This window comes from Kribbella sp. NBC_01245 (genome assembly GCF_036226525.1).
GTDB lineage: Bacteria > Actinomycetota > Actinomycetes > Propionibacteriales > Kribbellaceae > Kribbella.
The window spans coordinates 4103101-4115516 of the sequence record NZ_CP108487.1 but is presented as its reverse complement, the minus strand read 5'-3'; the positions used below and the strand labels follow the sequence as shown (position 1 = coordinate 4115516).

The window sequence follows — 12416 nt, the reverse complement described above, 5'->3', positions numbered from 1 at the left end:
TTGGAAAGGCCGTACCTATGCCGACGCCCGACTCATCCGCCCCTCGCCCTCGGCGCCGTTCGATCGTTCTCGGTGCGCCGGCTGTCGGAGCCGCAGCCACGTTGCTCGGTTCGACGGCCGGCGCAGCCCACGCCGCGCCGATCGCGACCACCCAGGCCGTCCTGGACGGCACCGGCCAGCGGCTGGACGCGCAGCTGGCGCTGTCGAGACTGCGCTTCGGCCTCTTCGTCCATTTCGGGCCGGCCAGCCTGACCCAGCGCGAGACCGGCTGGGGCCGGCGCGCATACCGACCCGGCCGGCCGGATGACGGTGCGCCGTACAACGATCCGAACGCGACCTCGGACCCGGTCTACGACGTGGCGTACAAGTCGTTCCTGCCGGCGGTGGGCTGGGCCGAGGGCCTGGCCGACGTCGCCGTCTCAGCGGGCATGAAGTACCTGGTGCTGACCAGCAAGCACCACGACGGCTTTCCCATGTTCCGGGCCCGGAACTTCGCTGACTCGTTCTACCCGGACTTCGCCGCCACCCCGCTGGGAAAGTCGGGCCGGGATCTGACCATGGAGGTCGCGCAGGCGTGCCGCTCACGCGGTCTCGAGTTGGGCCTCTACTACTCCGGCTGGGACTGGACGCATCCGAAGGTCGTCGCCGGCAAGTACGAGGACTACTACCCGTACATGATGGACCACCTGAACCAGCTGATGCGCAACTACGGGAAGATCTCCTTCCTTTGGTACGACGGCATCATGCCGGCGCCGCTCGACGTCTACCGGCCGCCGACCTTCCACTCGGTCCCACGAAACCTGCAGCCCGAACTGCTCATCAACAACCGTGGCTACGCACTCAACTGGGCCGAACCGAGGCCCACGTTGAACGGCGACTACTACACGCCTGAGCAACGGATCGGGTCGTTCGATGTGTCGCGGGCGTGGGAGTCGTGCATCACCATCGGGCAGCAGTGGTCCTGGCGTGAGAACGACGTACTGAAGTCGCCCGCGACGATCATCAAGACGCTGATCGCGACCGCGACCGGGGACGGCAACCTGCTCTTCAACGTGGGACCCAAGCCGTCAGGGGAGGTGGACAAGCCGCAACGGGACAGGCTGGCCGAGGTCGGGCAATGGGTGAAGACCTACGGGGGTGCGATCTACGGCACCCGTGGCGGACCGGTCCCGCCGAGCAGCTTCGCGGCGACGACCTTCAAGGACCGCACGATGAACCTGTTCCTCTTCTCGCGATCAGCGAGCCAGAAGGTCACATTGCCGAATCTGAACAACAAACTGCGCGCCGCGAAGACGACGAAGGGCAGCTCCGTCCCCTTCACTCTGGACGGCAATGGGCGTGCCGAGCTCAACCTGACCGGGCTCGATACCTCCGCGGGCCCGGTGGAGCTGATCCATCTGACGTACACCGATCCGCTGTCGCACGAGTACGTGATCCCCGACGCGATCACCCAGCCGGTGCGACCCGGAAACCTCGCGCTGCGCAAACCGGCCACCCAGATCTCCACCGACTACGGCGGCGACGCGGCCCGCGCCGTTGATGGGAACACCGACGGCGACTACAACCACAACTCCGTCACCCACACCGCGGTCGACGCCACGGAGGCCTGGTGGCAAGTCGACCTCGGCGCCTCGGCCGCCATCGGCGACGTGGAGGTCTACAACCGCACCGGAGGCTTCGAGTTCCGGTTGACCGACTTCTGGGTGATCGTCTCCGACAACCCCATCGCCGCCCAGGACCTGGCCACCGCCCGCACCGGCCCCGGAGTCACGGCCAAGCGTCACGCCGGCGAAGGCGGAACGCCGAGCACGATCAACTTCGGCGGCGCCACCGGACGGTACGTCCGGATCCAGCTCGAGAACCAGAACGGCCCGCTGTCACTCGCCGAGGTCAGCGTCTACGCACACGCCTAACCCCGGCCAGGAAGTCGTCGACCATCGCGGTCTGTACGTCCTCGGGAAAGCGGGCAGGGTCGAAGAGGGCCTGTACGACGAGTCCGTGGGTGAACGCGACCGCGGTGGCGGCGAGTTGTTCCGGGTCGGCGGCTTGGGGCAACTCGCCGAGGCGGCGGGCGTCTTCGAAGTGCGGGCGGATCGTGGCGCGCAACCGGGTGTAGCGATCGGCCTGGTCCGCCGCGAGCCCGCCGTCGGCGAGGGCCAGATCCCAGGAGCTGACCCAGATGCGATTGCGGGCGGTGTCGTCCAGGGTGAGCGGCAGGATGTCCAGCAGCATGGCCCGTACGGCAGCAAGGCCCGCGGTCGGACGCTCGCGGCGGGGACGTTCCGCGGTGCGCTTCTCCAGCAGATCCAGGGCATGCGCGATCAAGGCCCGCTTGGTCGGGAAGTAGTGCATGAGCATCCCGGTCGAGACGCTCATCGCGGCGGCGACCGAGCGCAGGGTCAGCCCGCCGAATCCCTTGTCCGCAAGCACTTGCCACACCGCCTGCGATACGTCCTTGCGGCGGGCTTCGCGATCTCCTGGTGCTGGGGGCATGCTGCTACGGTACATACCGAACGCTTGTTATGTACCCACGGAATGAGGCTTCTGTGTTCACACTCCCGCTCGGCGTCGATGCTCAACTCCGTCCCCTGGAGCCCTGGCAGGCGCAGGAATTCCTCGCTCATATCGACCGCGCCCGGCCTTCCGTGGACCCGTGGATTCCGTGGGCGTCGCTCAGCACCGACCTCGCCACCGCCACCGAGGTCCTTCAGCGGTACGCCGACAAACAGGCCAAGGACGACGCCCGGATCTACGGCATCTGGCTGGACGGCACGCTGGTCGGCGGCGTCATGTTCACGCGTTTCGACGCCGCCACCGGCGTGTGCGAGATCGGCTGCTGGCTGGAGGTCGCCGGCGAAGGCCGAGGGCTGGTGACGCGGGCATGCCGGGCGTTGATCGACTGGGCCTTCGGGGAGCGCGGGATGAGCCGGATCGAGTGGTCGGTCGCGTCCGGCAACACTCGCAGCATCGAGGTCGCGCGCCGGCTCGGAATGACTCGCGACGGCGTACTGCGGCAGCGCTATCCGTACCGGGGTGTGCGGCAGGACAGCGAGATCTGGTCGCTCCTGGCCGAGGAATGGTCTCCTGAGACGCCCGTGGTTAGCGTCAAGGCCGAGCTCGACCACCTGATGCGCACGTTCCTCGGCGCGTTCACCAACACCGGTGGCAGTCGGCCGAACGTCGACGTCATCCGGGAGACGTTCATTCCGCGAGGGATGATCATCAGCAACGTCGGGGACGAGCCTGTGATCTACGACCTCGACGCGTTCATCGAGCCGCGGGCGAAGATGCTCACCGATGGCACGCTGACGGAGTTCTCCGAATGGGAAGTCGCCGAGCGAACCGAGATCTTCGAGTCGATCGCGCACCGGTTCAGCGAATACCGCAAGTCCGGCTTCCTCGACGGCGAGTGGTTCGAGGGCGCCGGCCGCAAGACCACCCAATACGTCCGTACGCCGGCCGGCTGGCGAATGAGCTCAATGGCCTGGGACGACGTGTAAACCTCGGGGGACCCCATAAGTCTCGCCGGGCGGGTTGGCGTGGGTGCGGGATAACCCTGGTTTTTTCCCGAGCTGGTGTGGATTTCGTGAAGTTTTGCTATCAATCGGTAGTTGCGGTCAGTCGCCCACTGATCGCTCTCCGCCACCGATTTGGAGTGAGGCTCCCATGTCCCGACGCAAGCTCCTGCCGTCCCTCGCCGGACTCGCCGCGATGCTGGTCTTCCCGGCTTTCGCGGCTCCCACGGCGACCGCCGCGCCCATCCCGGCCCCCGAGCCGGTCAGCACGGTCTCCGCCTATGCCGGTTCGCCGCAGGAAGCGGCCAACAACAAGGCGTTCTACGACGCGGTGATGAAGTCCGCCCGCGCCAAGCAGGCCAAGAGCGGTAACGCGCTCGCCGCCGTGACCGTGCGGTACCGGAACAACGCCCCGACCTTCTCCACCCAGATCGCCCGGTCCACCCAGATCTGGAACTCGTCGGTCACGAACGTCCGGCTGGTCCAGAGCACCAGTGGGTACGACTTCTACTACACCGAGGGGAACGACCCGCGCGGTTCGTACGCCTCCACCAACGGCCATGGACGCGGCTACATCTTCCTCGACTACCGCCAGGCGCAGGTGTACGACCCGACCCGGATCACCTCCCACGAGACCGGTCACGTGCTCGGTCTGCCGGACCACTACTCGGGTCCGTGCAGCGAGCTGATGTCCGGCGGTGGCCCCGGCCCGTCCTGCACCAACGCCTACCCGAACTCGAACGAGCGGTCGCGGGTGAACCGCTTGTGGGCCAACGGTTTCGCGCCGACGTCCACCGGTGTGTTCCAGACGGTCCGCTGACGCGTTGAGGTAACAGCCATCCCTGGCTCCGCGCGAGGTCATCACGCCCTAAGCTGACGACGGCGTGAGGAGGTCAGGGGTGGAATCAGCGTCGAACCGGCCACGAGCCGACGTACGGCTGCTCGGGCCCGTCGAGGTCATCGGCCCCGGCGGGCTCGCCGTGCTGCCCGGAAGTCGCCAGCGCGCACTGCTCGGTTTGCTCGCCCTGCAACCCGGTGTGGTCGTCGCGAGAACGACGCTGATCGACGCGTTGTGGGGTGAGGATCCACCTCGTACGGCGCTGAAGACTTTGTACAGCCACGTCACCCGGGTCCGGCAGGCGCTGGAGGCGTGCGGTCTGCCGGATCTCTTCTGCACTCGCGAACCTGGCTATGTGCTGGCGATCTCGCCCGCCGAGGTGGACGTCAGCCGCTTCGAGAAGCAGGTCGCGTCCGCGCGAGCCGCCGCCCGCCCGGCCGAGGCGTCGAAGCTGTTGCACGAGGCAATGACCCTGTGGCGTGGCGACGCCTTCGCCGATGCGCCACTGGCCGGTGCGGCGATGGCCGCGATCGACCGCTTGCAGGAGATCCGGATCAGCGCGGCCGAGGACCTCTGGGCGGCCGAGCTGGAACTGGGCGAGCATGGCCGCTCAGCCTCCGAGCTGGAGGTCCTGGTCGCCCGGCATCCCTACCGGGAGCGGCTGGTCGGGCTCCTGATGACGGCGCGCTATCGCAGCGGCCGGCACGCCGACGCGTTGGAGGCCTACCACCGACTCAGAACGCGTCTGGCGGACGAGCTGGGCGTCGACCCAGGTCCGGAACTCCGGCGTCAGTACGCCGCCATCCTTCGGCACGAAGCCCCGATGAGCCCGGTCGCGGCGAAGCGGCCGCACTTCCCCAAGCCGGCGCAACTACCAGCGCCGGTCGGCCACTTCACCGGCCGGACCAGGGAGCTCGCCGTACTGGATGATGCGGTCAGCCAGGCCAAGGGGCGACCGAGGGTTCTCGCGTTGTCCGGTCCGGGTGGGATGGGGAAGACCGCGTTGGCCCTGCAGTGGGCGCATGCGGTCGAGCACGATTTTCCCGACGGCCAGCTCTTCCTTGATCTGCGCGGCCACGAGCCCGGCCAAGCGATGGCGGCGACTGAGGCGTTGCCGCGTCTACTGCGAAGCCTGGGGGTGTCGACCGACAGAGTTCCTGCGGAGCTGTCCGAGCAGTCCGGGCTCTACAGATCGTTCATGCACAACAAGCGAATCCTCGTCCTCCTTGACAACTGCGGTGCCGTGGATCAACTGCTGCCGCTAGTGCCCGGCGGAGAGTCCAGCTTGTTGCTGGTGACCAGTCGCAGTCGCCTGACCGCGCTCGGGGCACATCACGCCGTACGCCTGGTCGACCTCGACGCCCTCGACAATGACGAGGCACTGGACCTGCTCGGCCAGATGCTCGGCGCCGAGCGGATCGAGAGGGAACCTGACGCGGCCGCCAAGCTGGCCGACCTTTGTGGACGGATGCCGCTGGCCGTGCGGATCGCCGCGGCCATCCTGGCGGCGCATCCGCTTCGTCCGATCACGGAACTCTGTGCCGCCCTCGAGGGGGAGAACCGGCTCGACGCCCTCAGCATCGACGGTGATTCCCGCAGCGTCCGGACCGTCTTCGCCAGCGCGTACGACGCGTTGACGCCGGCGGCCGCTCGGCTGTTCCGGCTACTCGGCCTCCATGCCGGACCGACCGTCCAGGTGCATCTCGCGTCGGCGGCCGCGGACGTTTCGCTGCCGCAGGCCCGCGCGCTGCTGGCGGAATTGGTGACGGCCCAGCTGATCGCCGACCTCGGCCACGACCGGTACCGCTTCCACGACCTGATCCGCCTCTACGCCTCGGAGTGCGCCCAGCAGGACGAGCCGCCCGAGCAGCGCGCGGAGACGATCAGCCGGATCGTCGACTGGTATCTCGCCATCGCCCAGATCGCCAACCGCGCGCTGGATCCGAGCCGCAACCGGGTGGTGCCGACGCTGCAGTACCCGCCCACCGAAACGGGCATCGCCGACGCCACCGACCGCGATGCCGTTCTCGCCTTCCTCGACGGTGAACGGCCCAACCTCGTCCCCGTCACCCGGGCGGCGACCGAGTTGGGGCACCATCGCGCGGCCTGGCAGCTGACGTACCTGCTGACCGGCTGGTTCGAATTCCGTGGTCACCGAACCGACCGGATCGAGATCTGCCGCTGGGCGGTCGACGCCGCACAACGTGACGGCGACGAGTTCGCCGAAGGCCTGATGTGGAGCAGTCTCGGCGTGGCCTACAAGGCCGCACACCGGTTCGCGGAGGCGCTCGAGCCGCTGAACCGATCGATCGCCCTCACCAGTTCCACGGGCGACAAACGTGGGCTGGGGAACGCGCTGAACAATCTGGCCAACGCCTATGTCGGCCTGCGCAGGTACGACGAGGCGATCGACGCGTTCCACCAGGCACTGCCGCTGTACGGCGAAACGGGTCAGCAGGCCGCGATGGCCGCCACGCTCAGCAATCTCGGTGAGACGTACGTCCAGATCGGGCAGGTCGAGCTCGGGTTCGACTACTTGACCCGTGCTCTCGCGCAAGCCCGCGAACTGGCCGACCTGTGGCTGGAGGGCGCGATCACCCACAACCTCGGCCAGGCCTACCTCGAGCATGGCTCCGCGGAGACGGCGGTCGCCCATCTTCGCGAGGCGCTCGCCATCCGGCAGCGGGCCGGGGACCAGCACTTCGCTCCCGACACCCTGGCCCATCTCGGCGCCGCCTATCTCGCCTGTGGTGATACCGCGGCCGCCGCCGACGTACTCCAGCAAGCGTTGACCGCCAGCCGTGGCATCGCCGACGAGCAGCTGGAAGCGCGGATCCTCACTCTGCTCGAGGAGCTGCCGAGGGGCGGCAACCGATCACCGGCTGCCGCCCCAACACCCACTTAGCCGTTGCAGGCCACGTCGTGGATGGTCACCGTCGCGACGCTGTCGGCCAGCTTTCCGTCCGAGGTCGAGGTCAGTACGACGAAGAACGTCTCGTCCTGCTCACGCACCATGTCCTTGCGGATCTGGACGTTCGCCGTGGCAACCGTCTGTCCGGCCTTCACCTCCACCAAGCCGTTGGTGACGGGGATGAAGTCCGCCTCCGGCTTCGCGGTACCCGCCTTGGTCATCCAGGTGATCTTGAAGTCCTGGTCTGCGGCCGGCGTCATCTGGATCGCGACGCGTCGGGTGAACAACGTCGGGTACTCCTCGCAACCGTGGTTGTCGATGGTCGTGTTCTGAACCACGACCTTCGGCCACTCGTCGGCGGCCGCGGTCGCCACCCCCGACCCGCCGGCCGTCACCACCACTGTGGCGACGACGAGCGCACAAATCCCCCTGAGCCACTTCATTCGCTTAAACCCCCACCATCCGTACGACGTTGGCAAACCCTGGCCGGACGATAGTCGCACCCCCAGGTTGCCGGAAGGTTGTGGCCATATTCGCCCCTGGATCGTCTCGGGGCGGTGGCGTGCTGGAGCGGTAGTAGGGGTTGGTCCGGGATGTGTCAGGGGTGGGCTGGATGTGGTGGTGGGGCCGGGTCGGACAACCTCTGTAGCAGGAAGTTCCCGATCTTGGAGGCAGTACTTTGTTTGCACTTAAGGCCGTACGTCGAGGCGCGGGCGCTGGTCTGCTGCTGGCCGTAGCTCTCGCGACCGTGCCCGCTCATGCCGTTGCCCAGGGCGCCAAGAGCGCGGAGGTCGTTCAGGTCGTCGGCACGGTCGACGGCTTCGCCGCTCCATCCATGCACCTGCCCGGGCCGACCGAATTCGCTGTGAGTACGACGAACCCCAAGGGGATCCGGCTTGGCCTGGTGCGGCTTAAACCTGGTCAGGAGCTCTCCGCGTTCTTGGTGCAGCTGCGGCTGGCGCTGACGAAGCATGGGGTTGAAGCCGCCGCTGCCGGCCGGGAGGTCGAGGCGACCGCGATCATGCTCGGTGGGGCGGTGACGGAGCCCGGCCGTACGGCGACATTCCGGCGGACGCTGGTCAGCGGAACGTACTACCTCATCGACTACCTGCGAGTCACAGACGCGGTCCACGCTCTCACCGTTGCCGGCAAGGCAGTTGCCCGTAGCAACGAACCCGTCGCCCCGGACCCGGCGCTGGCGCTCGCCGACCGGGTCGCTTCGATCGCGATGGTCGAGACCGTGAGCGGGCCGCGTTACCTGGCACCTGCCGTCGTCGCCGGCGGCCAGTCGCTGCGGGTCAGCAACCGCACCCGGCAATTGGCCGAGGCGATCCTGATCCCGGTCAAGCCCGGCACCACCCGGCAGGACGTACAACATGCGTTCGAGGTCATCGAGACCGGAAACTGGCCGCCGAACTCGCCCTTCATCGGCCTTCCACAAGGCGTCCCCGTTCTCACAGCCGGTCAGTCCGAGCTCGTCCGACTGTCCTTACCGCCCGGCCTCTACGCCTTGACGACTTGGATGGTCGACCTCAAAACCGGTCGCCTACAAGCCGCCCGCGGCATGCACACCCTCCTAACCGTCCGCTAGCCCCAAAGGATCCTGGGCGAGAAGGATTGGGGGGCGTTCGGGCAAGTGCTCGCATCATGTGCTCGCCGGGTGACAACTGGCGGGCAAGTCGTGCTGAGGAGTTCGCCCATGCGAGAACCCGTGAGAGCGCTGGTCGCCATCGGCTTGATCGGTGGTCTGCTGACGCTCCCGCCGCCTTCGGCCACTGCCGTCGCCCCGGCGGCGCCTGCCGCCACGGCCGCCGCCACGGTGGGGCCCGTATCGGTTGGTTTGAGTGGGACGGTCACGCTGATCACCGGAGACCGCGTCGAGGTGGCACCCGGCGCCCCTCCGCGAGTCCTGCCCGCGGCGGGACGTGGGCTGATGCGCTTCCGGATCACCACGGACGCGGGCCGGGTGCGGGTCGTACCGCTGGATGCCGTCGGGCTGCTCGCGTCCGGCCGGCTCGACCCGCGGTTGTTCGACGTGACCACCCTGCTGGAGTCCGGGTACGACGACGCGCGGTCTCCGCACCTGCCGTTGATCGTGCAGCAGGCGCCGGGCCGGGCTCGCGCGAGCCTTGCCGGCACGAGTGCCTGGCGGGAATTGCCCGGCATCGCCGGCTTCTCCGTACGCGAGTCGAAGCGGAATTCGGCGGCCTTCTGGAAGTCGCTACGAGGTGGCGCGGGTGGCAGGTCGCTCGCGCCAGGAGTCGCGAAGGTCTGGCTGAACGGGATTCGCCGGACCAGCCTGGACCGAAGCGTGCCGCAGATCGGCGTACCGGCCGCCTGGCAGGAGGGATTCACCGGGCGAGGCGTCACGGTGGCGGTGCTCGACAGTGGTATCGACGCGCAGCATCCGGACCTGGCCGGCCGGATCGCCGTGGCGAAGAACTTCGTCGGCGGACCGGACGGTGACCAGGTCGGCCATGGCACCCACGTCGCCTCGACGTTGACCGGCACCGGCGCCGCGTCCGGTGGGGCCTACCGCGGAGCGGCGCCGGACGTCCGATTGCTCGATGCCAAGGTGTGCTCCGCCGACGACGGCTGTCCGGAGGACGCCATCCTGGCCGGGATGGAATGGGCCGCGGCCGAGCAGCGAGCAGCCGTGGTCAGTATGAGCCTCGGCGGGCCTGATGCGCCGGGTGACGATCCGCTCGAGCAGGCCGTCAACACCCTGTCGGCGCGGCACGGCACGCTCTTTGTCATTGCCGCAGGCAACAATGGCGAGCTCGGTACCGGCACAATCGACTCACCGGGCAGTGCGGCGTCCGCGCTCACGGTCGGCGCTGTCGACGATGACGACGTGCGCGCTCCGTTCAGTGGCCGAGGTCCGACGGCCGGGAACTATTTGCTGAAGCCCGACGTGACCGCTCCGGGTGTCGAGATCGTGGCGGCCAAGGCTTCAGGTACCGGTCCGGTTGGCGAGAGCTATGTCGCGGCGTCCGGGACCTCGATGGCGACGCCGCATGTCGCGGGTGCCGCGGCGATTCTGCTCCAGCAGCACCCGGACTGGACCGGCGCTCAGGTCAAGGCGGCCTTGATGGCAGCAGCCAAGCCGATGCCAGGGGCGTCCGGGTTCGACCAGGGGGCGGGCAGGGTCGATGTCGCCCGCGCGATCAAGCAGCAGGTGGTCGCGTCACCGACGAGTGCCGGTTTTGGTCTGGCTACGTGGCCGCACGACGACGATCCCGTGCAGACGAAGACCATCACCTATCGCAACAGCGGCAGTTCGGCGGTGACGTTGGACCTCGACCTACGTGTTCCGGATATGCCTGCTGGGCTCTTCGGGATCTCGCCGAGCCGGATCGTCGTACCGGCTGGTGGAACCGCTGATGCGACCCTCACCGTTGATACGAAACCGGCGACGGTACCGATCGGGATGTTCAGCGGCCAGCTCGTCGCGACGGGCGAAGGCGGGGCGAGTGACGGGCTGACGGTGAGTACGCCGATCGGGGTGGAGAAGGAGGCCGAGCGGTACGACGTCCAGGTGACGACCATCGGGCGCGACGGCAAGGCGCCTCGGGAACACATCGCCTTCTTCGATCGGCTCGGGCCATGCGATATCGCCTGTGGTGACTACATCTACGAAGCCGGGACCGGCTCGGGCAAGCTGCGCCTGCCGCCCGGGGAGTACACGGTTGGGGACTTCAGCACCGTGACCGGCACGGACTGGACCGTGCTGATGCACTCGGTGCTGGAGGTCCGGAAGGACGGCGCCGTCGTGCTGGACGCGCGCAGAGCGAAGCCGGTGCAGATGTCGGTGCCTAAGGCAACGGCCCGGCTGATGGAGTTGAACGTTGTAGTCGCGCGCGATATGCACCGAGGGGCGGCAGCCGTCCTGACCTACGTGCAGCCGGGTGACGCCGAGAACCCGGTCTTCATCGGCGAACTCGGTGACCCCGCACCCGTGCCCGGGGACGTCGTCAGCGTGGCCTACGGGCGATTCGCCGAACCAGGTCCGGCCGGCGACTTCGCGAACAGCGCGTACGAGTACAACCTGGCCGATTATGCGATGGGCCGGGCGCACAACGGCGTACAGCTGAATCCGCGGCAGCGGGAGTTCGCCGCGGTGAAGGCGAGTTATGCGGCCGATACGGATGAGGCCCGGGTGGCGGCGACCAGTCATTGGGCCCGGCCGGCGGGTGTGACGCTCGACTACGCGGTGCCGCCCACTGGTGCGCGGGAGCTGACCGCCAGGTTGCCCTTCCAGCGGACCGAGTTCTACCTCGCCAAAGGGCTCGAGTGGTCCTCGGGCTTGGTGACATTCAGCGAGCCTGATCGCATCGTCGGCACCTGGCTGTTCAGCTCGGAGCGATCGACCTATCAGCCGGGTCGGACCTATCTGGAGGACTGGAACAAGGGGGTGCTCGGGCCGCGTCTGACGCAGGGCCCGATCTGGCCGAACGGGCTGGCTCGTGGCGCGCAGCGAGCGGGCGATCGGCTGCTGGTCGGGCTCAGCCTGCGTTCGGACAACAGCCCGTTGCACATGAACGAGCCCAAGTTCCCGGCCGGATCCGCCCGGCTCTACCGCAACGGCGAACTGGTGCGCGACTGGCCGACCGCCGCCTATATCGGGATCGACGTGCCGCCGGGCGAAGCGTCGTACCGGCTGGAAAGTCGTTTGGCGGTGAAGGGCACGCAGGTGTCGACCAAGATCGACAGCGCCTGGACATTTCGCTCGGCCCACGTCGACGGCATCGCGTCATTGCCGTTCCTGGCGGTGCATTTCAAGCCGCGACTGGACGAGCGGAATCGGGCCCGGGCAGGCGAGCTCGTCATCCCGATCTCCGTGCAACGTCAGCCGGGAGCGCCGGCGGTACGGGTGCAGGCGCTGACCGTCGACGTGTCGACCGACGACGGTCAGACCTGGCAATCCGCGAAGGTGGTGCGAGCGGGTGACGGGTGGCTGGCGAGGGTGACGAACCCGCCCGGCGCGGCCGTGTCGTTGCGCGCAGTCGCGAAAGACGCCGAGGGAAACCAAGTGGAGCAGACGATCATCCGCGGGTATCGCGTGAGTTGATCCCCGCGGCGAGCGCCTGTTGCCATCATGGCCAGGCGCTCGCCGCGGGATCGTGCTTGCCAGTACGGCGACAGGCGCCGC

General features: G+C 68.1%; 8 protein-coding genes. 6 read left to right on the top strand and 2 right to left on the bottom strand.

The features are described 5' to 3' along the window. Positions 1–17: 17 nt before the first annotated feature. Positions 18–1913: an alpha-L-fucosidase gene (locus OG394_RS18240; protein WP_328996588.1), complete on the top strand. Its 1896-nt coding sequence runs from the start codon at positions 18–20 to the stop codon at positions 1911–1913. Here the strand turns inward: OG394_RS18240 and OG394_RS18235 are convergent. Next, positions 1891–2493 (bottom strand): TetR/AcrR family transcriptional regulator, encoded by a 603-nt coding sequence (locus OG394_RS18235; protein ID WP_328996587.1) that lies wholly within the window; start codon positions 2491–2493, stop codon positions 1891–1893. The two genes, OG394_RS18240 and OG394_RS18235, sit on opposite strands and share 23 nt — an antisense overlap. 53 nt (positions 2494–2546) lie before the next feature. On the opposite strand from OG394_RS18235, the gene OG394_RS18230 reads away from it, so the two are divergent. From OG394_RS18230 to OG394_RS18220, 3 genes are all read left to right on the top strand, one after another. Then, on the top strand, positions 2547–3500 hold the full coding sequence (locus tag OG394_RS18230) for a GNAT family N-acetyltransferase (RefSeq protein ID WP_328996586.1): 954 nt from the start codon (positions 2547–2549) through the stop codon (positions 3498–3500). Between the two features lie 166 nt (positions 3501–3666). Further along, positions 3667–4335, top strand: a complete 669-nt coding sequence (snpA, locus tag OG394_RS18225; RefSeq protein WP_328996585.1) for a snapalysin — start codon at positions 3667–3669, stop codon at positions 4333–4335. Positions 4336–4414: 79 nt separating this feature from the next. Continuing rightward, the gene (locus OG394_RS18220; protein ID WP_328996584.1) at positions 4415–7258 is read left to right on the top strand and encodes an AfsR/SARP family transcriptional regulator; all 2844 of its coding nucleotides are present in this window, start codon (positions 4415–4417) and stop codon (positions 7256–7258) included. Here the strand turns inward: OG394_RS18220 and OG394_RS18215 are convergent. Then, entirely contained in the window at positions 7255–7707 is a 453-nt protein-coding gene (locus tag OG394_RS18215; protein ID WP_328996583.1) for a Calx-beta domain-containing protein, read from the bottom strand. The genes OG394_RS18220 and OG394_RS18215 overlap by 4 nt on opposite strands. Before the next feature lie 236 nt (positions 7708–7943). On the opposite strand from OG394_RS18215, the gene OG394_RS18210 reads away from it, so the two are divergent. Both OG394_RS18210 and OG394_RS18205 read left to right on the top strand, forming a co-directional pair. Next, the gene (locus OG394_RS18210; RefSeq protein ID WP_328996582.1) at positions 7944–8855 is read left to right on the top strand and encodes a hypothetical protein; all 912 of its coding nucleotides are present in this window, start codon (positions 7944–7946) and stop codon (positions 8853–8855) included. Positions 8856–8963: 108 nt separating this feature from the next. Further along, positions 8964–12335, top strand: coding sequence for a S8 family peptidase (locus OG394_RS18205; protein ID WP_328996581.1), 3372 nt, complete (start codon positions 8964–8966; stop codon positions 12333–12335). Positions 12336–12416: the final 81 nt, after the last annotated feature.